The organism is Falsiroseomonas oleicola (assembly GCF_019029495.1).
Taxonomy (GTDB): domain Bacteria; phylum Pseudomonadota; class Alphaproteobacteria; order Acetobacterales; family Acetobacteraceae; genus Falsiroseomonas; species Falsiroseomonas oleicola.
This window is the reverse complement of record NZ_JAERQM010000004.1, coordinates 399,533-419,051: the sequence shown is the minus strand read 5'-3', so window position 1 is coordinate 419,051 and position 19,519 is coordinate 399,533. Positions and strand designations below refer to the sequence as shown.

Genomic DNA, 19,519 nt, shown 5'->3' with positions numbered 1-19,519 from the left:
GCGAGCCGGCGATGGGTCAGGGCCCGGCGATGGCCAGCGCCGCATTGGCGTAGCGTGGGTCCTCCGTCACCTCCGCGCCGAGCCAGTCGGGCAGCGGCGGTTCGGTGGTTTCGTCCGGCAATTCGACTTCCGCCAGCACCAGCCCCGCCAGGCGGGCGGGCGCCTCGAAGACATCGACGGTCCAGAGGTGGCCGGCATGCGGTACCTCGTGGCGGGTCTTGGCCAAAGGCGGCGTCAGGCAAAGCGCCAGCATCGATTCGGCCTCGGCGACCGGCACTTCATATTCGAATTCCGCCCGCACCAGCCCGCCCGGCCCCTTGATGGTCAGGAAGCCGCGCGGCCCGGCGATGCGCACCCGCACCACGGGCGCGCCTTTGCCCGGCGCCGAAAGGTAGCCCTGGCGCATCGGCACGCCCGGGCCGGCCACCGCCGCGCGCCACCCCTGCCCCGTCACCAGGAACTTGCGCTCGATCTCGATACCCATGCTGCTTTGTCCTGTGGCGCCCGGCTCCCACTACCACTCGGGAGGGGAAGCGCCCACATTCGCGGCGCCATGAACATCCTGACCCCCGTCGAGTTCTTCCCGCAGAAGCGCCCCGCGCCTGCCCCCGGCACGCCGCTGCGCGTCGTTTCCCCCTATGAGCCGAATGGCGACCAGCCGACGGCCATCGCCACGCTGCTGGACGGGCTGGCGAAGCAGGAGCGGGACCAGGTGCTGCTGGGCGTCACCGGCTCCGGCAAGACCTTCACCATGGCCAAGGTGATCGAGGCGGTGCAACGGCCGACGCTGATCCTGGCGCCGAACAAGACCCTGGCGGCGCAATTGTACGGGGAGATGAAGTCCTTCTTCCCCGACAACGCCGTGGAGTATTTCGTCAGCTACTACGACTACTACCAGCCGGAGGCCTATGTGCCCCGGACCGACACCTACATCGAAAAAGACGCGCAGATCAACGAGCAGATCGACCGCATGCGCCACTCCGCCACGCAGTCGCTGCTGGAGCGGTCCGATGTGGTGATCGTCGCCTCCGTCTCCTGCATCTACGGTATCGGCTCGGTCGAGACCTATTCGCGCATGGTGGTGAAGCTGGAGCGCGGCGGGAAGATCGAGCGCGACGTGCTGATCAAGGGCCTCGTCGAACAGCAATACCGCCGCAACGACAGCGCCTTCCAGCGTGGCACGTTTCGTATCCGCGGTGAAACGGTGGATATCTGGCCGTCGCAGCTGGAGGACCGCGCCTGGCGCGTCAGCCTGTTCGGCGACGAGATCGACGGGCTGAAGGAATTCGACCCGCTGACCGGGGAGATCACGGGCGATCTCGACCGCGTCGCGATCTACGCCAACAGCCACTACGTGACGCCGCGGCCGACGATGCAGCAGGCGATCATCAGCATCAAGGCGGAGCTGAAGGAACGGCTGGCGGAGTTGCACGCGGCCGGCCGGCTGCTGGAGGCGCAGCGCCTCGACCAGCGCACCACCTTCGACATCGAGATGCTGGAGACCACCGGCGTCTGCAAAGGCATCGAGAACTATTCGCGGTATCTCACCGGCCGCAAGCCGGGCGAGCCGCCGCCCACGCTGTTCGAATATCTGCCCGAGAATGCGTTGCTGGTGGTGGATGAAAGCCACGTCACCGTGCCGCAGATCGGCGGCATGTACCGCGGCGACTTTGCGCGCAAATCCGTGCTGGACGAATTCGGCTTCCGGCTGCCGTCCTGCAAGGACAACCGGCCCCTCAAATTCGAGGAATGGGACGCCTACCGCCCCACCACCGTCTTCGTCAGCGCGACGCCGGGGCCCTGGGAGATGGAGCGCACCGGCGGCGTCTTTGCCGAGCAGGTGATCCGCCCGACCGGCCTGGTGGACCCGGTGACGGAAATCCGCCCCGTCGAGGGCCAGGTGGACGACCTGCTCGCCGAGTGCCGCAAGGTGACCTCCGAAGGCGGCCGCATCCTGGTGACGACGCTGACCAAACGGATGGCGGAGGATCTGTCCGAATACATGACGGAGACCGGCATCCGCTGCCGCTACCTGCATTCGGACGTGGACACGCTGGAGCGCATCGAGATCATCCGCGACCTGCGCCGCGGCGTCTTCGACGTGCTGATCGGCATCAACCTGCTGCGCGAGGGTCTCGACATTCCCGAATGCTCGCTGGTTGCGATCCTGGATGCGGACAAGGAAGGCTTCCTGCGCTCCACCACCGCGCTGATCCAGACCATCGGCCGCGCCGCGCGCAATGTGGAAGGCCGCGTCATCCTCTATGCCGATGTGATGACGGAAAGCATGAAGCGCGCCCTGGGCGAAACCGCCCGCCGCCGCACCAAGCAGCAGGAATGGAACGCGCTTCACGGCATCACGCCGACCAGCATCCGACGCGACATCTCCGACGTGCTGCAATCGGTCTATGAGCAGGATTACGTAACGGTGGAGGCGGTGGAGGGCGACAGCACCGCCAACTTCGTCGGCAAGGATATCGGCGCCAGCATCGCGGAGCTGGAAAAGCGCATGCGCGCCGCCGCCGCCGACCTGGAATTCGAGGAGGCCGGCCGGCTGCGCGACGAGATCAAGCGGCTGGAGGCGCTGGAGCTTGGCCTGACGCCGAACATGGCCGGACGTTCGCTTCAGGACAGCGCGCCACGGCCCGGCGCGAATGGCAAGGGCCGGGCGAAGCAGGACTGGAAGCCGAAGCCGATGGGGCCCGGCGGCGGCGGCTACGACCCGAACAAGGCCAAGGGCGGGCGCGGCCGCCGGCGCTGAGGCTCACGCGCGCTTGATCGGCTGTGGCGGAGACAAGGCAGGCGCCGCCGCATGGGCGCCTCAGCCGGGCGGCTTATTCCCCGCAGTGCAACTGACGGAGGAACACCCTCATGCGGGCAACTCGTGGTCTGGTCCGGTTGGCGCTGGCCAGCGCTCTCATCATCCCCCTCGCGGCCTGTGACGGGATGTCGCGGCGCGAGCAGCGTGCGCTCTCCGGCGGCGCGATCGGCGCGGCGGGCGGCGCGGCGGTGGGTGCGCTGACCGGCGGCTCCGCCGTGACGGGCGCGCTGATCGGCGGTGCCGGTGGCGCCGCGGTGGGCGCGCTGACCGGTGGCGGCGGCAGGCGCCGGTAAGGCTCAGCCGCGCGGCTGGTGGCGGCGTGCCAGCCGGCGCAGCGCGGCAGGGTCGAAGGCATCCGCCGTCGTGTCGATCAGGAACGGCAGACGGGCGCCCGGCGGGCGCAGGGTGATGGCGGTGGAAACGGTGCCACGGGCGACAAAGGCCCTGGCCTGGCCCGTGACGCTGATCCAGGGCAGCAGGTGCGGGCGGCGGCCCCAAAAGGCCAGCGTCTCCACCCGGATCCCCTCCGCCATCGCGTCGATCGCGGTGACGTAGAGGCTGCGATACAGCTCCAGTCCCAGGGCGATGGCGGCCAGGATCGGCGCCAGGATGGCCAGGGCCAGCGCGTCGCCCTCCGGCCAGATATGGGGCAGCGCCAGGGCGCCGAGGGCGAAGGCCAGCGCGGCCAGCGCGGCCAGCCAGGCGCCGTATTGCAGCCCGCGCACCCGCCGGAAACGGCTGTTGCGGTACAGCGCGGTCACCGCCCGAAGCCGATCCCGCATTCCGACAGCAGGCCGGAAACACTGCCCCGGGCGGATTGCGCGGCCTGCGCCACCCGCAACTGATCCTGCGGGGGCAGGCCCTGCATCAGGCAGGAACTGACCGCCACCGCCGAAAGACCACCTCCGATGGCGCAGCGCCCGGCGGCGGTGGCGATTCGCTGGCAGAATTCGCGCTTCTGCTGCGGTGTCTCCTGCTGCGTCCCTTGGGGCGCCAGCAGCCCCGGAATGGAAGGCGCAGTACGGCCGAGTCCGGGAACCCCCTGCGCCAGGGCCGGCGCCGTGCCCAGCAGCGCCATCACCGCCAAAGCCATCCGCATCGTCGCTTCCCCCACGCATGCGCCCAGGGAAGGCGCGCGCATGCTGGCGGTCAAGCATTGGCGGGTGGCGCGGCGCCCGCTATCTCCCGCCGCGCATGATCCCCTCCCTCATCCCCGAAGCGATTCCCCGCGCGGCCCTGGTCACCGGCGGGGCCAGGAGGCTCGGCCAGGCGATGGCGCTGGCCCTGGCCGAGGCCGGCTTCGACGTGGCGATCCATTTCGGCGGCAGCGCGGCGGAGGCGGCGGAGACAGTCGGCCGGATCGAAGCGCTCGGCCGCCGCGCCGTCGCCCTGCGCGCCGACCTGGCGCGGGAGGCGGAGGTGGCGCCGCTGCTCGGCCTGGCGAGCGCCGCCCTGGGGCCGATCGGCGTGCTGGTGAACAACGCCTCCACCTTCGAACGCGACGAATGGCACGACGCGACCCGGGAAAGCTGGGACCGGCATATCGAGGCCAATCTGCGCGCCCCCTTCGTGCTGTCCCAGGCCATGGCCCGTGCCCTTCCCGACCAGGCGGAGGGGGTCATCGTCAACCTGCTGGACCAGCGGGTCTGGTCGCTGACGCCGCATTTCATGTCCTATACCGTCTCCAAGGCCGGGCTCTGGACGCTGACCCAGACGCTGGCCCTGGCGCTGGCGCCGCGCATTCGCGTCAATGCCATCGGCCCCGGGCCGGCCATGCCCTCCCCGCGGCAGACGCAGGCGCAGTTCGACCGGCAATGCGCCTCCGTGCCGCTGCGCCACGGCACCGGGCCGGCGGAGGTCGCGCGCGCTTTGCTCGCCATCCTGTCGCTGCCCGCCATGACCGGGCAGATGCTCGCGCTCGATGGCGGGCAGCATCTGCAATGGGCGCCAACGCCGCTGGCGGGTGCCACGGAGATCGACGAATGATTCACGCCCCCCTCTATGCGCCCGATGCCGAGCGCGGCTACCGCGTGGTGTTCCTGCGGCGCATGGACCTGCTGGCGCGGCTGGGCATCCATCCGCATGAAAAGGCGGCGCCCCAGCGCATCGTGCTGAGCGTGGAGCTGGTGGTGCGCGACGATTCGGCGCCCGCCGCCATCGGGCCGGATGATTTTCGCCGCGTGGTGGACTACGCCCGGCTGGTGGAGACGGCGCGCGCGACGGTGGCGGAGGGGCATGTGCTGCTGGTGGAGACGCTGGCGGAGAAGGTCGCCATGGCCGCGCTGGCCGATGACCGGGTGCAGCGCGCCCGGGTCACGGTGGAAAAGCCCGATGCCTTCCCGGATGTCGAGACGGTGGGCGTGGTGGTGGAACGGACCCGCGCGACCCATATCGCCGAAGGCTGAGACCGGCCCCGCCGGAAGCAGCCTATGTCACCGGCAAAGTGCCTGACCCGGAGGCGGCCGCATAACTTTTCCACTGTGGTCACGCCTTCGAGAGCGCTCTTTGCCTGTCAACCGCGAAGTTCCGCTTGACCCCCAGAATCTATGTCTTGGAACATTAGATTTCATAAAAAACAATGACTTAGAAAAAACGCCCAAAAAGCGGGCAAGCTCTTGTGACTGGCGGATGACGGCCATTCGCCGGGGTTTCCCGCCAGTTGACCCACAGACTTATCCACATGTTTGGTGGAAAAATCATTTGGGAACGCGGTCCTGTCCAGCAGCACCTCTCCGCCCCCTCCGAGCATCACGATGACCGAGACGACCCCCTCCGAACCGCCCGAATCCACGCCCCCGCCTAGCGGCCTGGCGGTGATCGAACGGGCGCTGGAAACCCTGCCGCTGGCGCCGGGCGTCTATCGCATGCTCGATGCCAAGGGCGACGCGCTGTATGTCGGCAAGGCGCGCAGCCTGAAGCGGCGGGTGGCCGCCTATACCCAACTGCCCCGCCTGCCGGAGCGGCTGCGGCGCATGGTCTTCGAGACCCGGGCGATGGAGGTGGTGACCACCGGCAGCGAGGCCGAGGCGCTGCTGCTGGAAGCCAACCTCATCAAGAAGTTGCGGCCCCGGTTCAACATCGTGCTGCGGGATGACAAGTCCTATCCCTGGCTGGTGATGACGGAGGACCATCCCTGGCCGCAGATCGCCAAGCATCGCGGGGAACGCCGCAAGGGCGCCAGCTACTGGGGTCCCTTCGCCAGCGCCTGGGCGGTGAACCAGACCCTGACGGCGCTGCAGAAGGTGTTCCTGCTGCGCACCTGCCGCGACACCGTCTTCGACAGCCGCACCCGCCCCTGCCTGCTGCACCAGATCAAGCGCTGCTCCGCCCCCTGCGTCGAGCGCATCAGCCGGGAGGACTATGCGGCGCTGGTGCGCCAGGCGAAGGATTTCCTGGGCGGCGGGATTCCTTCCCTGCAACGCAAGCTGGCCACGGAGATGGAGGAAGCGGCGGAGCGCCTGGAATTCGAACGGGCCGCCAGCCTGCGCGACCGCATCCGCGGCCTGACCCACATCCAGGGCAGCGACCGGATCAACCTGGACGGCGTGAACGACGCCGATGTGGTGGCGCTGCACCAGATGGCCGGGCAGTCCTGCGTGCAGGTCTTCTTCTTCCGCGGCGGTCGCAACAACGGCAATCGGCCCTTCTTCCTGTCCCACGCCAAGGCGGAGCAGACGCCGGAGGAGGTGCTGGGCGCCTTCCTCGCCCAGCTCTACGACGACCTGCCGCCGCCTCCCCTGGTGCTGGTCAGCCATGAGCCGCGCGACTGCGCGCTGCTGGCGGAGGCGCTGACGCTCAAGGCCGGGCGCAAGGTGGAAATCCACCGGCCGCAGCGTGGTGAGAAGCGCGGCGCGGTGGAACATGCCGCGACCAATGCGCGGGAAGCCATCGAGCGCCGCATGGCGGAAGGCGCCGCCCAGGCCGACCTGCTGGCCGGCGTCGCCCGCATCTTCGACCTTCCCGCGCCGCCGGAGCGGGTGGAGGTCTATGACAACAGCCATATCATGGGCACCAACGCCTATGGCGTGATGATCGCCGCCGGCCCCTCCGGCTTCCTGAAATCGGCCTATCGCAAATACGCCATTCGCGGCGCCCCTGGCGTGACGCCTGCCGCCGCGCCGCGTGGCGGTGACGACTTTGCGATGATGCGGGAGGTGTTCGAGCGTCGCTTCGGCCGCGCCCTGAAGGAGGACCCCGGGCGGGAAAGCGAGGCCTGGCCCGACCTGGTGCTGATCGACGGCGGCGCCGGCCAGCTTTCGGCGGCGCGGGCGATCCTGGCGGAGCTGGGCGTGGACGACCTGCCCCTGGTCGCGATGTCCAAGGGGCCGGATCGCGATGCCGGGCGCGAATGGTTTCATCAATCAGGCCGGGACCCCATCCAGCTCCCGCCGCGCGATGCCGTGCTGTATTATCTGCAACGCCTGCGCGACGAGGCGCATCGCTTCGCCATCGCGACCCACCGCACCGGGCGGTCGAAATCCCTGGTGCGGTCGGAACTGGATGACGTGCCCGGCGTCGGTGCCGCGCTGAAGCGCAAGCTGCTGAACCATTTCGGCTCGGCGCGCGGCGTGCGCAATGCGGCGCTGACCGACCTGGAGAATGCGCCCGGGATCGGCCCGACCGTGGCGCGCCGCATCCATGGCCATTTCCACCCGGGCGCAGGGCCGGGTAGAGTGGCGGAAGGCTGAGCCGAGACCAACCCCGGATGACCATGTGCCGACCGACCTCCCCAACCTCCTGACCCTGTCGCGCATCGCGGCGATCCCTTTGCTGGTCGTGCTGGCCACGCTCGGCCATGACTGGAGCAATCTGGCCGCCTGCGCCGTCTTCTCGGCTGCGGCGATCACCGATTATTTCGATGGCAAGCTGGCGCGGTCGCGCCAGCAGATCAGCGATTTCGGCCGCATGCTGGACCCGATCGCCGACAAGCTGCTGGTCGGCGCGGCGCTGATGCTGCTGGCCGGCACCGGGGGCTTGAGCGATTTCGGGCTGTTTCCCGCAATTGTCATCCTGCTGCGGGAGATCCTGGTTTCCGGCCTGCGCGAGTATCTGGCCGGGCTGAAGATCGGCCTGCCGGTGACCAGCCTCGCCAAATGGAAGACCGGCTTCCAGATGGGGGCGCTCGGCGCGCTACTGGCCGGCGACAGCGGCGCCTCCGTCATCTGGCTGTCCTGGCTGCCGGTTTCCCTGATCGGGGAAGTGATGCTGCTGGCCGCGGCGATACTGACCTTGGTAACGGGTTGGGACTATCTTCAGGCCGGGCTTCGCCATGTCAGCCGTGCCAGCATCCCGCCGCCGGCAGAGTCGGCGCCAGCCCGGACCTTGCCGTGACAGACTCCGCTACACCCTTGAGACGTGCCATGCTGCGGCGCATCTTCTGCCCGAACCTCGCGAATACGGGAGCCGACATGGCCGCCGAACGTTACCGCCCAACCCTCCGCCGCGCCGCGAATTGCGCGCCGCTCCTGGCGCTGACCCTGCTGGCCGGCTGTTCCGGCAGCGGCATCGGCAGCACGCTTTCGGCGGGCTGGGAGCGCATCCGCTCGCCCTTCATGGGCTCGGCCAACGTCGTCACCGGCGACAGCCTGACCATCCAGCGCGTGCGCGGCGGCAATCCGGCGGTGGAACCGCTGGTGCCGGAATCCGGCGATGTCTGGCCGGGCCAGGAAGCCGCCCGGCCGACCATGATGGGCGGGCCGGATGAGGCGATGCGCAATATCCCCAGCTACCGCCCCAGCCTGATCGACGGCGCGCCGCCCGCCTCCTCCCCGGTGCCGACGCCGGGCGTGCGGCGCGGTTCCTCGACGCCGCCGGGGGCGCTCGGCGCGCCGGGTGAATTCCCGCGCAGCCCGGCCACCGCCGCACCGGCGGGCGCCTATAGCCCGCCGGGCGCGCGGCTGGAGGGACGATCGATGACCACACCCTCCGGCGGCCAGGTCACCGGCACCGGCGGCACGCCGCGCGTTCAGGGCTATACCGGGCCGCAGGGCGGCGGCGCGGTGATCCGCGACGGCAATGTGGAGACCTGGATCGGGCCGGATGGCCGCACCAGCACGCGGGTGGTGCCGAACTGAGAGGATCTGCCGGCTTGAAGCTCCTCTATTTCGCCTGGGTGCGCCAAAAAGTCGGTCTGGCCGAGGAGGAGATCGGGCTGCCGGAGGATGTGCGGGATGTGGCGGGGCTGGTCGCCTTCCTCGCCACCCGCAGCCCCGGCCATGCCGCCGCCTTCGCCGATCCGCGCCAGATCCGCGCCGCGGTGAACCAGGATTTCGCCAAGCCCGACCAGGCGGTGGCAGCGGGCGACGAGGTCGCATTCTTCCCGCCCGTGACCGGGGGCTGACATGGCCGGTCCCGACATCCGGGTGCAGGAAGCGCCCTTCGACCTCGGCGCCGAATCGGCCGCGCTGAGCCAGGGACGGACCGATATCGGCGGCCTGGCGAGCTTCGTCGGCCTGTGCCGCGCCGATGACGGGCTGGCGGCGCTGGTGCTGGAACATTATCCCGGCATGACCGAGCGGGCGCTTGAGAAGATCGCCGCCGAGGCCTGGGCGCGCTGGCCGCTGACCGGCTGCACCGTGATCCACCGCGTCGGCCGGCTGGTGCCGGGCGCGCCCATCGTGCTGGTGCTCACCGCCTCCGCCCACCGCGCCGCCGCGCTGGAGGCCTGCGCCTTCCTGATCGACTGGCTGAAGACCTCCGCCCCTTTCTGGAAGCGGGAGGAATTCGCCGATGGGCGGGAACGCTGGGTCGAGGCCAAGGCCAGCGACGACGCGGCGGCCGCCCGCTGGGCGTCGGGGGCTTGATCCTCCGCCTCGCGGCGATCATCGCAGCGCTTCTGGGCGGCGGGCTGCTGCTGGTCTGGCCGGCCTTCCTCAACGGCTATCCGCTGGTCTTCAGCGATACCGGCGCCTTCCTGCACCAGACCGCGCCGCCCCCTTCGGGCCCGCTGGTGATCTGGGACAAGCCGCATGTCTACGGGCCGCTGATCCAGCTTTTCCATGGGCGGATCAGCCTCTGGGGACCTTTGCTGGCGCAGGGGCTGTGCCTGTCGCATCTGATCTGGCTGATGCAGCGGGCGCTGCGGGGGGATGCGGCGCCGGGCTGGCACCTGGCGGCCTGTGCCGGGGCGGCGCTGCTGACCACGGCCCCCTTCACCATCGCCCTGCTGATGCCGGATGTCTTCGCGCCGATCCTGCTGCTGGCCCTGCTGCTGCTGGGTTTTGCCCGCGAGTCGCTACGCCGGGCCGAGGCGATCTGGCTCGGCCTGCTGGCCACCGCCGGCATTGCCACCCATCTGTCCCACCTGCCGTTGGCCTTCGCACTGCTGGTCTTCGTGCTGCTGGTGGCGCGGCGGGCCGGGCCGGCGCTGCGGGTCGCGGCGCCGCTGGTCCTGGCCGTGCTGCTGCTGCTCGGCACCAATCTCTGGGGGCACGGGCGCGCCAGCCTGTCCCCGCACGGCGCCACCTTCGCCCTTGCCCGCTTGCAGGCCGATGGTCCGGCGGCGGCACTGATCCAGGCGCGCTGCCCGGAGGCCGGCTGGTATCTCTGCGCCTTCGCCGAGCGCCTGCCGATGGACAGCGACGCCTTCCTCTGGGACTCGGACAGCCCCGTGAACCGCACCCCGGACGGCACGGCGCGCTTCCTCGGCGGCGCGCTGCTCTCCGACGAAGCGCGGGTGATCGTGGCGGAGACACTGAGCGCCTATCCGCTGGAGGTGGCCTGGAGCACGGCGCGCAACGCGCTGCGGCAGGTGGTGCTGGCGACGGTGGGCGACACCCTGGTGGCGACCCATCTGGAAGCCGCCGTGCGCCCCCGCATCGCCGAGGCGTTTCCGGCACGCGAGCTCGCCGCCTATGACGCCGCCCTGCAGCCGCGCGGGCTGCTGCCACAGGCCGCCGCGCCCTTCCTCTGGCCGCATGCCCCGGTGCTGCTGGCGGGCGCGGTGCTGGCGCTGCTGGCCTGGTGGCGCGGCCTGGGGGATCGGCGGCGGATCGGGCTGGTGGTGGGGGTGCTGGTCGGCGTCTCGGCCAATGCGCTGGCGACCGGCGGCCTGTCCAAGCCGCATCTGCGCTATGAGGCGCGGATCCTCTGGCTGATGCCGGTCGTCGCAGGGCTGGCCCTGCTGCCGCGTGCGCGGCCGGAGGATGCCGGCCGCGCGGACGTGTCGTGATGGCGCGGCTGATCGCGCTGCTGGCCGTGCTGGCGGGCGCGCCGCTGCTGGTCTGGCCGGCCTGGCTGAATGGCTATCCGCTGGTCTTCATCGACACTGTGTCCTACCTGCTGCACACGACCCAGCCCGAAGTGCCCTGGGACAAGACCCAGGCCTATGGCCCCTTCCTGCACCTGTTCCATTGGCAGCGCTCGCTCTGGGCGCCGATGCTGGTGCAGGGGGTGCTGGCCTCGCATCTCATCTGGCTGACCCAGGGCGCGCTGCGCGGCCGGCCGCATCCGGGCTGGCATCTGCTGGTCTGCGCCGGGCTGGGGCTGCTGAGCTCGGCGCCCTGGTTCCTGGCGACGCTGATGCCGGATGCGCTGACCGGGCTGGTGCCGCTGGGGCTGTTCCTGCTGGCCTTCGGCAGGCTGCGCCTGGGGCAGAGCCTGTGGGTGGGCGGGATCACGGTGCTGGCGATCGCCGTCCACCTGTCGCACCTGCCGATGGCCCTGTCGCTGCTGGCGCTGATCCTGCTCCTGACCTGGAGGTTCGGGCCGGTGTTGCGGGCGGCGCTGCCGGTGGCGCTGGCGGTGCTGCTGCTCTGCACGGCCAACCATGTGGCCTTCGGCCGCTTCACCCTCTCGCCGCATGGCGCCGCCTTCCTGCTGGCGCGGCTGCAGGCGGATGGGCCGGCGGCCGCCCTGCTGCGGGATCGCTGCCCTGGGGCCAGCTGGCACCTCTGCGCCTTCACCGACCGCCTGCCGATGGACAGCGATACCTTCCTCTGGGACGAGACCAGCCCGCTGAACCGGGAGGCCGATGGACAGCTCCGCCCGATGGGCGCCATGCGCGGCGCGGCGGAGGCGCGGGAGATCATTTCCGCGACGCTGGCGGCCTACCCAACGGAGGTCGCCCTCGCCGGCCTGCGCAACATGATGACCCAGCTCGGTCTGATGCGGGTGGGCGACACGCTGGTGCCGGACCACCTCACCGCCTCCGCCCGCCGCGCCATTGCCGGCCACTTCCCGGCGGAGGAGCTGGCGCAATTCGATACCGGGGCGCAGATGCGCGGCGCCTTGCCGGCGCTGGCCGCGCCCTGGCTCTCGCCGCATCTGCCGGTCCTCGCCGTGGCGCTGGTGGCGGCGCTGTGGCTGGGCTGGCGGGCGGCGCGGGCCGGGGACCGGCAGCGGCTCGCTTTGCTCGGCTTCGTGCTGGTGGCGCTGCTGGCCAATGCCGCCGTCGCCGGGGCATTGTCCAAGCCGCACCACCGCTACCAGGCGCGGATCATCTGGCTGCTGCCGCTGGCCGTCGCGCTGGTGGCGATTCCGCGACGAGCCGAGGCGCATACCAGCGGACCGGTCGCTTGACCGGTCCGAGGCCGCGAATGCGGCCCGCCGCTTATGCGGCGAAGCCAAGCAAACCGGAGGTTTGCGCCCGGCGTCTGAGGGGCCTGAAACGTGTCAGCGTTTCAGGCCGTTAGTATCAGTAGAAGAAGCGTTCCTCCACCACCTTGCCATCCTTGACCGTGTAGAGGCCGATCTCGGCCATCTGGATGCGCTGGCCGGTTTCCTTCACCGTGATGTCCATCTCGAAGCGCAGGGCGAACTGGTCGCCATGCACGAAGGGGCCTTCCGTGGTGGCGGAATGGATCTCGTGGTTGGCGTACCACCACTCGCCCTTGCCCTTCACCGCCGCCTTGCCGCGGAGTTCCGCCATTGGGCCTTCCATGGCCTCCCGGCTCACCACGTCGTCGGCCCAGAAACGGTCGCCGGCTTCCTCATGCTGGTCGGCCTTGCACAGCGCGGCGAAGGCCTCCGCGATTTCCCTGGTCGTCATGTTTGTGCCTGTTTTGTTCCAGAGGCCCGACCTTAGGCGATCGGGCTCGCCGGTCGCAAGCGACGTTTTCAAGACGTCGCGCAGGCGCCGATCAGGCGGTTGATATCGGCCCAGGCGATGCTGCGCTCCGGCATGGGGTGTCCAACCCGCTCCCGCTCCACCACCGGCCCCAATATGCCGCCGAAGCGCTTGGCGAATCGGGCCAGCCCCTCCGCCCCCGCCGGCACCGCGAGCGTCGCGGCCCGCGCGCCATCCTGCCGCATCCGCTGCGCCAGCAGGCCGAGCAGCGACCGGCCGATGCCGCGCCCACGCATCTTCTCCCGCACCTCCAGATGGTCGATCTGCGCCGTGCCGGCCGCCAGCACCGCATTGGCGAAGCCTTCCAACTGATGGCCGGTCATCGCCACCACCACCTGGCCGGGGCGCTTGCGGCCGCGCAGCAACTCCTGCCACTGCGCCACCATCGCGGCTTCCAGCGGGTCCTCGATGAATTCGGCGTCGAAGAAGGCGGCGCGGGAGTCGCGCCAGAGGTCGGCATGCAGCTTGCTGATCCGCGCCACATCGCCGACCCGCGCCGTGCGCAGCGTCAGCGGCATGGGCGGCGGGCCTGCCGGCGGTCGAAGGGCATGGGCGGCATCTGTCCAACATTCTCCTGTGGGCGGTATCGCGCATCAGGATCGCTGATCGCTACTCGTTCCCGCGCCCGTGCCCTATATCGGGGGAAGACGCATAGCGCGATGGTGGGCACGACCCACCAAGGCCACCGGCGCATCTGTCGGGGATCGGAAGCTCATGGGAACGCGTATCGGCCATGCCGCCAGAACCTGACATCTCGGCCCCCACCCGACCCCGCCCGTCCCCGGCGCGGGAGGAAGACCGCGCCGGCCGCAACCTTCTGTTCCTGCGGGAGGAGGAGCTGCGCCTGGCGCAGGACCTGCTGTTCTTCGGCTATCGCGACTTCACCGCCGGCGCCGATGCGCTGCTCGCCGGGCTCGACATGGGCCGGGCGCATCACCGGGTGCTGCATTTCGTCGGCCGCCAGCCGGGAATCACCGTGGGCGACCTGCTCGGCATCCTCGGCATCACCAAGCAGTCGCTCGGCCGGGTGCTGACCCCGCTGGTGGAGGAAGGCTTCGTCACCCAGAGCCCGGGCCGCAGCGACCGCCGCCAGCGCCTGCTGACCCTGACCGAGAAGGGCGCGGCGCTGGAGCGCAGCCTGTTCGAACGGCAGCGGGACACGGTGATGCGCGCCTATCGCGAGGCCGGCCCCCAGGCCGTGGAGGGTTTTCGGCGCGTCATGCGCGGCCTGATGGGGGAAGATGCCCGCACTGCCCTGGCGCGGCTGGAAGCGGGGCCAGGGCCGGAGGCCGCACGATGACGCTCAGCGCCGATGCACCGCATCTTCTCGTCGTCGATGACGATGCCCGGCTGCGCGCCCTGCTCCAGCGCTTCCTGACCGAGCAGGGCTTCCGGATCACCGCCGCGGCGGATGCCGCCGCCGCCCGCCACGCCCTGGCCTCGGTCAGCTTCGATCTGATGGTGCTGGATGTGATGATGCCCGGCGAAAGCGGCCTGGAACTGACCGAAAGCCTGCGGCGGGAGGGGCAGGACGTGCCGATCCTGATGCTGACCGCACGCGGTGCGCCGGATGATCGCGTCATCGGCTTCGAACACGGCGTCGATGACTACCTCGCCAAGCCCTTCGACCCGCGCGAGCTGGCGCTGCGCATCCGCACCATCCTGCGCCGCGCCGCGCCGCCGCCCGTGGCGGACCTGTCCGGCGGCCCGGTGCAGCTCGGTCTGCGCTGGTTCGACCCGCAGCGGGCGGAATTGCGCGGACCGGAAGGCGTGGTGCGGCTGACCGGCGGCGAACAGTCGCTGCTGCTGGCCCTCGCCCGGCGCCCGAATGACGTGCTGAGCCGGGAGGAGATCGCCGAGGCGCTGGGCACGCCGGAGGCCGGGGAGCGTGCCATCGACGTCCAGGTGACCCGCCTGCGCCGCAAGATCGAGCCCGATCCGCGTGAGCCGCGCTTCGTGCAGACGGTGCGCCATCGCGGCTATGTGCTGCGGCCGGGCCCATGAGCGACATCCCGGCGCCCGCGACGCCCGCGGAACAGCCGGTGGCGAAGCCGGCGCGACCGGTGCGTGCCTTCGGCCAGGGGCTGCGCCCGTTGCTGCCGCGTGGCCTGCTCGGCCGGTCGCTGCTGATCATCCTGCTGCCGCTGCTGATCCTGCAGGGGGTCGCCCTGCAACTGTTCTACGGCAACCACCTCGACGTCATCTCCCGCCGCCTGGCCGGCGGCGTGGCGGGCGAGATCGGCATGGTCATCGAGATCATGCAGCGCATGCCCGACCCGGCCGACCGGGCCTGGCTGTTCCGCGACGCCTCCTGGCGCCTGGATCTCGGCCTGGCCTTCGAGGGCGGGGCCAGCCTCGGCGCCACGCCGGATCGCGCCGCCTCCCTGCCCCTGCTGCCGCTGGAGGATGACCTGGCGCATGCGATGGCGGAGCGGGTGCGGCGGCCCTTCGATGCCGATTGGCAGTCCGACCGGCGCAGCGTCATCATCCGCATCCAACTGCCCGATGGCGTGCTGCATGTGGAGGCGCCGCGCAAAAGGCTGTTCACCGGCACGCTGTATTTGTTCTTCATCTGGCTTGTCGGCTCCTCCCTGCTGCTGTTCGGCGTGGCGGCGCTGTTCATGAAGAACCAGGTGCGCGCCATCCGCCGGCTGGCGGGCGCGGCGGAGGCCTTCGGGCTGGGGCGTGATATCGGGCAGATGAAGCCGGAGGGCGCGAGCGAGGTGCGCCAGGCGGCCAGCGCCTTCAACCGCATGCAGGACCGCATCCGTCGCTTCATCGGCCAGCGCACGGATATGCTGGCCGGCATCAGCCACGACCTGCGCACCCCGCTGACCCGCATGCGGCTGGCCTTGGCCATGCTGCCGCATGCGCCGGAAACGGAGGCGGATGTCGCCGCGCTGACGGAAGATGTGGAGGAGATGGAGCGGATGATCGCCGTCTACCTCGCTTTCGCGCGCGGCGAGGCGCAGGAGCAGACCCAGCCGACCGACCTTGCCGCGCTGGTCAGCGAGGTGGCGCGAAAGTCACCGCGTGATGGGGCGCAGGTCCTGGTGCGGGTACCGGAAAGCCTCGTGCTGCCCTTGCGGCCGGATGCGCTGCGGCGCTGCCTCGCCAATCTGATCGACAATGCGCGCAAGCATGCGCGGCGCATCGATATTGGCGTCGCCGAGATTCCGCGCGGCGACGGCATCGCCTGGGCGCAGGTCACCGTGGATGATGACGGCCCCGGCATTCCGGAAGAGTTGCGGGAGGAGGCTTTTCGGCCTTTCGCCACCCTCTCGGCCGGCGGAACCGGGCTCGGCCTGGCCATTGCGCGCGACATCGCGCGGTCGCATGGCGGCGACATCGTGCTGGAGGCGAGCCCGCTCGGTGGGCTGCGGGCCCGCATCCGGCTGCCAGTTTAGCGGGGGGCGCGCCCGCCCCCCCAAAATCAGCCCTTCTGCTGGGCGACCAGGGTCTTCACCTCGTCCATGGCTTCCGTGAAGCGCTTGTTCAGCACGCCCAGCGCCTCGGAATTGGAGTTCTGGATGAGGTCGGCGACCTCCTTCATGTTCGCCACCGCGCGCTCATAGGCGGACTTCAGCATCTCGGCCTGCTTGGCCGCGCGGACCTGCGGGCTTTCGGTGCCGGACATCGCACGGATCGCATCCGTCATCTCCGCCATCGAGGCCTGGAGGATTTCCATATGCCGGCGCCCCACGGCCTGCGCGCCTTCCAGGGCCACGCGGTTGGCATTGGACAGGGCCTCCAGGTTCCGGCGCTGCGCCTCGGCCAGGCCGGACATATCCGGCATGGCGGGCAGGCGGAATTCGGACAGCATGCGCATCATCTCGTCGGGCTTCATGCCAAAGCGGTCGGACATCGCGTCAGGCTCCTCGAAGGGGGGAAGAATGAAAGAGTGTTTAGCCGGGCGCCGATGGCGGGAGAAGGCGGCGAATGATGCACTGCACAAAAAACATGCGGGATACCCAGGACCGCGTCCCGCAGGGTGAAACCCGGCCGGCCGTCAGGCCTCGGCCGGCGGCAGCGCCAGGTCGCCAGGGTCGATGTTGAGGCTGCGGGCGGTCTGCTCCGCCCGGTCGAGTGCCCGGTCCAGCGCCGCCATGGTGGTGCCGAGATCGACACTCTCATCCTTTTCCCAGGCCCGGATCGTCATCAGCCAGACACCGACCAGCCCGGCCGCGCGCAGCCGCCCCTGAAGGCCGCTGGCGTCCAGCTCCGCCGCCTCCAGCATCCGGGACATGCTGCGCTGCAGGATCGGGAACAGCGCCGCGGCCAGCACGCCGTCACGACGCATATCGGCGATCAGCCGCAGCATGCCGGCGCGGTGCGGCACCAGGGCATCGACGCCGCGCATCAGCACATCGAACACCCGGTCACGCGGCGTGCCGCCCTGCCCCGGCACCGTCTCCGCCGCCACATGCGAAGCCACCGCCTCCCCATGCAAACGCAGCAGGTCGAGGCGGGAGGGAAAGCGGCGCACCAGCTCGCGGGTTGGGATGCCGGACAGGGCGGAGAGCCGGCCGGGCGTCACACCGCGCCAGCCATGCTCGGCGATCACGGCGAAAAGGGCATCCAGCAGCCTGGAGTCGGAAGCGTCCATGCCTGGATGTTGGGGGCGCGGGCGCCCGACGCCAATGGGGGGGATGCGGATTTACCCGGCAAGCTCACGCGATCGCGCCGTGGCGGCGGCGATCGCCTTGGAAATGCTGTCCGGCCAGGCCTGCTGCGCCATCAGCACGGCCAAGGCCCGTTCGGTGGTGCCCTTCGGGCTGGTGACGTTCTTGCGGAGCTGCGCCGCATCCTCCGTGCTCGCCGCCAGCAGCGCGCCGGACCCCGCGACGGTGGCGCGCGCCATGCGGCGGGCGAGGTCGGCCGGGATGCCCTGTTCCACCGCCGCGGCCTCCAGCAACTCGGCCAGCAGGAAGACATAGGCGGGGCCGCCGCCGGAGACGGCGGTGACGGGGTCGAGCAACCCCTCCTCCGCCACCCAGTCGACCTCCCCGGTCGCGGCCAGCAGCGTGTCGGCCAGGCCGCGCTGGCTGGGGGAAACGCCCGGGCCGGCGAAGGCGACGGTAAAGCCCTGGCGCACGGCGGCCGGGGTATTCGGCATGGCGCGGACGACCGCCGCCCCCTGCCCCAGCAGCCCCTGCATGAAGCCCACCGTCTTGCCGGCCATGATGGAGACGAACACCGCCGAGCCGGCGAAGCGGGCATAGGTCGGCAGGCTGGCCGGGGCCTCCTGCGGCTTGGTCGCCAGCACCACGGCGGCGGGGGCGAAGCCCGCCGGGATCTCGGCCGCGTCGCGCAGCAGGGTGGCGCCGGGGATCGGCCCGGTGGCGAAGGGGTCCACCACCAGGGTCTCGCCCAGGCCGCGTTCGCGCCAGCCGGCCAGCATGGCGCCGCCCATCTTGCCGCAGCCGATGAGAAGCAAAGGAGGGAGCGTTTCGGTCATGACGGCGAGCCTTGCCGCCAGGACGCGGTTTGGCAAGCCGGCGTCGCGAAGCCCATCAGGCCTCGCCGACACAATCCAACATGGCCGCCTGCAGGGCCTCCGCCGGCGGCTTGCCGCCCCAGAGGACGAACTGGAAGGCCGGGAAGAAGCGCTCACACTCGGTCAGCGCGATATCCACCATATCCTCCAGGCTCTCGGCGGAGGCGCCCGGCGCACCGCGCAGCAGCACGGCGTGGCGGAACACCGGCATGCCATCGTCGCTGTCCAGGCCGAAATGGCCGATCCAGAGCTTCTCATTGGCCAGGGCCAGCAGTTCGAACAGCTTCTCCCGCTTGCCGGGGGGCACCTTCATGTCGAAGCTGCAGGAGAAGTGCATGGCGCTGATTTCCTGCGACCAGGAAAAATACAGCCCGTAGTCGCACCATTTGCCGGGTGCCTCGGCCGCCATCTCGCTGTCCGAGCGCCGATCGAAGGCCCATTCATTGGCCGTCACGATCTGTTCCAGCACATCGAGGGGGTTCGCGGACCGGTCGCGTTCCTCGTATCCGACGTAAGCGGACATCGCGGCACCTCCTTCGCCCGTCCGGGCGCCACCCCCCTGATGGTGGGAGGGGGCCGCCCGAATCGCCACTACGGGTAGACTACGCAGGTGCGAAATGGCACCGCAAGCGCCGCTTTGATGACCGGCTCAAGGACTTGCCGGCCGAGTCGGCGAAACCGGATGCGACTCAGCCGCCATCCGCCGCGAGGCCGGGATCGTTGGCCGGCGGTGCCGTGTCCGCCGCCGTCAGCTTCGCCTCCAGCGCCGCGACGCGGGTCTCCAGCGCCTCGGCCTGCTCGCGCGCCCGGCGCGCCACTTCCAGGGCGGCGTCGAGATCCTCGCGCTTCACCAGGTCCAGCCGCTGCACCATGGCGTCGAGTTGCGCGCGGCCCATCGCCTCCGCCTCCGCCCGCGCGCCGGCCAGGACGGAAAACGCGCCGCCGGCCATGCCCGCGAGGTCGTCGAACAGGCCGCGCTTCGGCCCCTGCCCGCCGAAGGGTCCGCCACCCGCCCCCCCGCCGGGGCCGCCGCTGGTGCCCCCACCCGTGCCGCTGCCGCCCATGCCGCCGGGTCCGGTTTCACTGGTCATCACGACCTCCTGCCTGATCTGTCCGTGCCTTGTCCGGCCGCGAC

At 70.5% G+C, this 19,519-nt stretch carries 24 protein-coding genes; 14 read left to right on the top strand and 10 right to left on the bottom strand.

The window, feature by feature from the left end; genetic code table 11:
- Positions 1-16: 16 nt before the first annotated feature.
- Positions 17-484, bottom strand: coding sequence for a CYTH domain-containing protein (locus JJQ90_RS15875; protein WP_216877020.1), 468 nt, complete (start codon positions 482-484; stop codon positions 17-19).
- Between the two features lie 69 nt (positions 485-553).
- Between JJQ90_RS15875 and uvrB the strand changes: the two genes are divergently transcribed.
- Together uvrB and JJQ90_RS15865 are read left to right on the top strand one after the other, a co-directional pair.
- Positions 554-2,761 (top strand): excinuclease ABC subunit UvrB, encoded by a 2,208-nt coding sequence (gene uvrB / locus JJQ90_RS15870; RefSeq protein ID WP_216877019.1) that lies wholly within the window; start codon positions 554-556, stop codon positions 2,759-2,761.
- A gap of 110 nt (positions 2,762-2,871) precedes the next feature.
- Positions 2,872-3,114 (top strand): hypothetical protein, encoded by a 243-nt coding sequence (locus JJQ90_RS15865; protein WP_216877018.1) that lies wholly within the window; start codon positions 2,872-2,874, stop codon positions 3,112-3,114.
- 3 nt (positions 3,115-3,117) lie between these two features.
- Here the strand turns inward: JJQ90_RS15865 and JJQ90_RS15860 are convergent, their stop codons facing one another.
- Both JJQ90_RS15860 and JJQ90_RS15855 read right to left on the bottom strand, forming a co-directional pair.
- The gene (locus tag JJQ90_RS15860; protein WP_216877017.1) at positions 3,118-3,603 is read right to left on the bottom strand and encodes a hypothetical protein; all 486 of its coding nucleotides are present in this window, start codon (positions 3,601-3,603) and stop codon (positions 3,118-3,120) included.
- Complete coding sequence (locus JJQ90_RS15855) at positions 3,579-3,920, bottom strand: hypothetical protein (protein WP_216877016.1); 342 nt, start codon at positions 3,918-3,920, stop codon at positions 3,579-3,581. Before JJQ90_RS15855 ends, JJQ90_RS15860 begins: the two co-directional genes overlap by 25 nt.
- A gap of 95 nt (positions 3,921-4,015) precedes the next feature.
- Between JJQ90_RS15855 and JJQ90_RS15850 the strand changes: the two genes are divergently transcribed.
- The 9 genes from JJQ90_RS15850 (at position 4,016) to JJQ90_RS15810 (ending at position 12,340) form a co-directional block, all read left to right on the top strand.
- The gene (locus JJQ90_RS15850) at positions 4,016-4,807 is read left to right on the top strand and encodes an SDR family oxidoreductase (protein ID WP_216877015.1); all 792 of its coding nucleotides are present in this window, start codon (positions 4,016-4,018) and stop codon (positions 4,805-4,807) included.
- Entirely contained in the window at positions 4,804-5,226 is a 423-nt protein-coding gene (folB, locus tag JJQ90_RS15845; protein WP_216877013.1) for a dihydroneopterin aldolase, read from the top strand. The genes JJQ90_RS15850 and folB overlap by 4 nt, the downstream gene beginning before the upstream one ends.
- Positions 5,227-5,574: 348 nt before the next feature.
- Complete coding sequence (gene uvrC, locus JJQ90_RS15840; RefSeq protein ID WP_216877011.1) at positions 5,575-7,509, top strand: excinuclease ABC subunit UvrC; 1,935 nt, start codon at positions 5,575-5,577, stop codon at positions 7,507-7,509.
- 25 nt (positions 7,510-7,534) lie between these two features.
- Positions 7,535-8,152 (top strand): CDP-diacylglycerol--glycerol-3-phosphate 3-phosphatidyltransferase, encoded by a 618-nt coding sequence (pgsA, locus tag JJQ90_RS15835; RefSeq protein ID WP_216877010.1) that lies wholly within the window; start codon positions 7,535-7,537, stop codon positions 8,150-8,152.
- A gap of 29 nt (positions 8,153-8,181) precedes the next feature.
- Positions 8,182-8,895, top strand: a complete 714-nt coding sequence (locus JJQ90_RS15830; protein WP_216877008.1) for a hypothetical protein — start codon at positions 8,182-8,184, stop codon at positions 8,893-8,895.
- A gap of 14 nt (positions 8,896-8,909) precedes the next feature.
- On the top strand, positions 8,910-9,161 hold the full coding sequence (gene moaD / locus JJQ90_RS15825) for a molybdopterin converting factor subunit 1 (protein ID WP_216877006.1): 252 nt from the start codon (positions 8,910-8,912) through the stop codon (positions 9,159-9,161).
- Between the two features lies 1 nt (position 9,162).
- Entirely contained in the window at positions 9,163-9,624 is a 462-nt protein-coding gene (locus JJQ90_RS15820) for a molybdenum cofactor biosynthesis protein MoaE (RefSeq protein ID WP_216877004.1), read from the top strand.
- Positions 9,621-10,991, top strand: coding sequence for a hypothetical protein (locus JJQ90_RS15815; RefSeq protein WP_230410709.1), 1,371 nt, complete (start codon positions 9,621-9,623; stop codon positions 10,989-10,991). Before JJQ90_RS15820 ends, JJQ90_RS15815 begins: the two co-directional genes overlap by 4 nt.
- Positions 10,991-12,340, top strand: coding sequence for a hypothetical protein (locus tag JJQ90_RS15810; protein ID WP_216877002.1), 1,350 nt, complete (start codon positions 10,991-10,993; stop codon positions 12,338-12,340). The genes JJQ90_RS15815 and JJQ90_RS15810 overlap by 1 nt, the downstream gene beginning before the upstream one ends.
- A 115-nt stretch (positions 12,341-12,455) precedes the next feature.
- On the opposite strand, the gene JJQ90_RS15805 is transcribed toward JJQ90_RS15810, so the two are convergent.
- The gene (locus tag JJQ90_RS15805) at positions 12,456-12,809 is read right to left on the bottom strand and encodes a nuclear transport factor 2 family protein (RefSeq protein WP_216877000.1); all 354 of its coding nucleotides are present in this window, start codon (positions 12,807-12,809) and stop codon (positions 12,456-12,458) included.
- Positions 12,810-12,877: 68 nt separating this feature from the next.
- Complete coding sequence (locus JJQ90_RS15800) at positions 12,878-13,405, bottom strand: GNAT family N-acetyltransferase (protein ID WP_216876998.1); 528 nt, start codon at positions 13,403-13,405, stop codon at positions 12,878-12,880.
- A 215-nt stretch (positions 13,406-13,620) separates the two neighbouring features.
- Here JJQ90_RS15800 and JJQ90_RS15795 point away from each other — a divergent pair, with 215 nt between their 5' ends.
- From JJQ90_RS15795 to JJQ90_RS15785, 3 genes are read left to right on the top strand one after another with little or no spacing between them, the layout of a single operon-like run.
- Positions 13,621-14,187, top strand: a complete 567-nt coding sequence (locus JJQ90_RS15795; RefSeq protein WP_216876996.1) for a MarR family winged helix-turn-helix transcriptional regulator — start codon at positions 13,621-13,623, stop codon at positions 14,185-14,187.
- Positions 14,184-14,891, top strand: coding sequence for a response regulator (locus tag JJQ90_RS15790; RefSeq protein ID WP_216876994.1), 708 nt, complete (start codon positions 14,184-14,186; stop codon positions 14,889-14,891). Before JJQ90_RS15795 ends, JJQ90_RS15790 begins: the two co-directional genes overlap by 4 nt.
- On the top strand, positions 14,888-16,294 hold the full coding sequence (locus JJQ90_RS15785; RefSeq protein WP_216876993.1) for an ATP-binding protein: 1,407 nt from the start codon (positions 14,888-14,890) through the stop codon (positions 16,292-16,294). Before JJQ90_RS15790 ends, JJQ90_RS15785 begins: the two co-directional genes overlap by 4 nt.
- Positions 16,295-16,320: 26 nt before the next feature.
- Here the strand turns inward: JJQ90_RS15785 and JJQ90_RS15780 are convergent, their stop codons facing one another.
- From JJQ90_RS15780 to JJQ90_RS15760, 5 genes are all read right to left on the bottom strand, one after another.
- Positions 16,321-16,752: a phasin family protein gene (locus JJQ90_RS15780; RefSeq protein ID WP_230410708.1), complete on the bottom strand. Its 432-nt coding sequence runs from the start codon at positions 16,750-16,752 to the stop codon at positions 16,321-16,323.
- A 144-nt stretch (positions 16,753-16,896) separates the two neighbouring features.
- Entirely contained in the window at positions 16,897-17,493 is a 597-nt protein-coding gene (locus JJQ90_RS15775; RefSeq protein WP_216876992.1) for a TetR family transcriptional regulator, read from the bottom strand.
- Between the two features lie 51 nt (positions 17,494-17,544).
- A complete protein-coding gene (gene proC / locus JJQ90_RS15770) occupies positions 17,545-18,345 on the bottom strand; it encodes a pyrroline-5-carboxylate reductase (protein ID WP_216876991.1) in 801 nt (266 codons plus the stop codon).
- 55 nt (positions 18,346-18,400) lie between these two features.
- Positions 18,401-18,907 (bottom strand): type III secretion system chaperone family protein, encoded by a 507-nt coding sequence (locus JJQ90_RS15765; RefSeq protein ID WP_216876990.1) that lies wholly within the window; start codon positions 18,905-18,907, stop codon positions 18,401-18,403.
- 166 nt (positions 18,908-19,073) lie between these two features.
- Positions 19,074-19,475, bottom strand: a complete 402-nt coding sequence (locus JJQ90_RS15760; protein ID WP_230410707.1) for an accessory factor UbiK family protein — start codon at positions 19,473-19,475, stop codon at positions 19,074-19,076.
- Positions 19,476-19,519 lie beyond the last annotated feature (44 nt).

What these genes read in the sequence shown, in the direction of transcription:
- JJQ90_RS15875 (WP_216877020.1), bottom strand. Translation starts at nt 484, where the DNA reads ATGGGTATCGAGATCGAGCGCAAGTTCCTGGTGACGGGGCAGGGGTGG.
- uvrB (WP_216877019.1), top strand. Translation starts at nt 554, where the DNA reads ATGAACATCCTGACCCCCGTCGAGTTCTTCCCGCAGAAGCGCCCCGCG.
- JJQ90_RS15865 (WP_216877018.1), top strand. Translation starts at nt 2,872, where the DNA reads ATGCGGGCAACTCGTGGTCTGGTCCGGTTGGCGCTGGCCAGCGCTCTC.
- JJQ90_RS15860 (WP_216877017.1), bottom strand. Translation starts at nt 3,603, where the DNA reads ATGCGGGATCGGCTTCGGGCGGTGACCGCGCTGTACCGCAACAGCCGT.
- JJQ90_RS15855 (WP_216877016.1), bottom strand. Translation starts at nt 3,920, where the DNA reads ATGCGGATGGCTTTGGCGGTGATGGCGCTGCTGGGCACGGCGCCGGCC.
- JJQ90_RS15850 (WP_216877015.1), top strand. Translation starts at nt 4,016, where the DNA reads ATGATCCCCTCCCTCATCCCCGAAGCGATTCCCCGCGCGGCCCTGGTC.
- folB (WP_216877013.1), top strand. Translation starts at nt 4,804, where the DNA reads ATGATTCACGCCCCCCTCTATGCGCCCGATGCCGAGCGCGGCTACCGC.
- uvrC (WP_216877011.1), top strand. Translation starts at nt 5,575, where the DNA reads ATGACCGAGACGACCCCCTCCGAACCGCCCGAATCCACGCCCCCGCCT.
- JJQ90_RS15830 (WP_216877008.1), top strand. Translation starts at nt 8,182, where the DNA reads ATGCTGCGGCGCATCTTCTGCCCGAACCTCGCGAATACGGGAGCCGAC.
- JJQ90_RS15820 (WP_216877004.1), top strand. Translation starts at nt 9,163, where the DNA reads ATGGCCGGTCCCGACATCCGGGTGCAGGAAGCGCCCTTCGACCTCGGC.
- JJQ90_RS15810 (WP_216877002.1), top strand. Translation starts at nt 10,991, where the DNA reads ATGGCGCGGCTGATCGCGCTGCTGGCCGTGCTGGCGGGCGCGCCGCTG.
- JJQ90_RS15805 (WP_216877000.1), bottom strand. Translation starts at nt 12,809, where the DNA reads ATGACGACCAGGGAAATCGCGGAGGCCTTCGCCGCGCTGTGCAAGGCC.
- JJQ90_RS15800 (WP_216876998.1), bottom strand. Translation starts at nt 13,405, where the DNA reads ATGCCGCTGACGCTGCGCACGGCGCGGGTCGGCGATGTGGCGCGGATC.
- JJQ90_RS15795 (WP_216876996.1), top strand. Translation starts at nt 13,621, where the DNA reads ATGCCGCCAGAACCTGACATCTCGGCCCCCACCCGACCCCGCCCGTCC.
- JJQ90_RS15790 (WP_216876994.1), top strand. Translation starts at nt 14,184, where the DNA reads ATGACGCTCAGCGCCGATGCACCGCATCTTCTCGTCGTCGATGACGAT.
- JJQ90_RS15785 (WP_216876993.1), top strand. Translation starts at nt 14,888, where the DNA reads ATGAGCGACATCCCGGCGCCCGCGACGCCCGCGGAACAGCCGGTGGCG.
- JJQ90_RS15780 (WP_230410708.1), bottom strand. Translation starts at nt 16,752, where the DNA reads ATGTCCGACCGCTTTGGCATGAAGCCCGACGAGATGATGCGCATGCTG.
- JJQ90_RS15775 (WP_216876992.1), bottom strand. Translation starts at nt 17,493, where the DNA reads ATGGACGCTTCCGACTCCAGGCTGCTGGATGCCCTTTTCGCCGTGATC.
- proC (WP_216876991.1), bottom strand. Translation starts at nt 18,345, where the DNA reads ATGACCGAAACGCTCCCTCCTTTGCTTCTCATCGGCTGCGGCAAGATG.
- JJQ90_RS15765 (WP_216876990.1), bottom strand. Translation starts at nt 18,907, where the DNA reads ATGTCCGCTTACGTCGGATACGAGGAACGCGACCGGTCCGCGAACCCC.
- JJQ90_RS15760 (WP_230410707.1), bottom strand. Translation starts at nt 19,475, where the DNA reads ATGACCAGTGAAACCGGACCCGGCGGCATGGGCGGCAGCGGCACGGGT.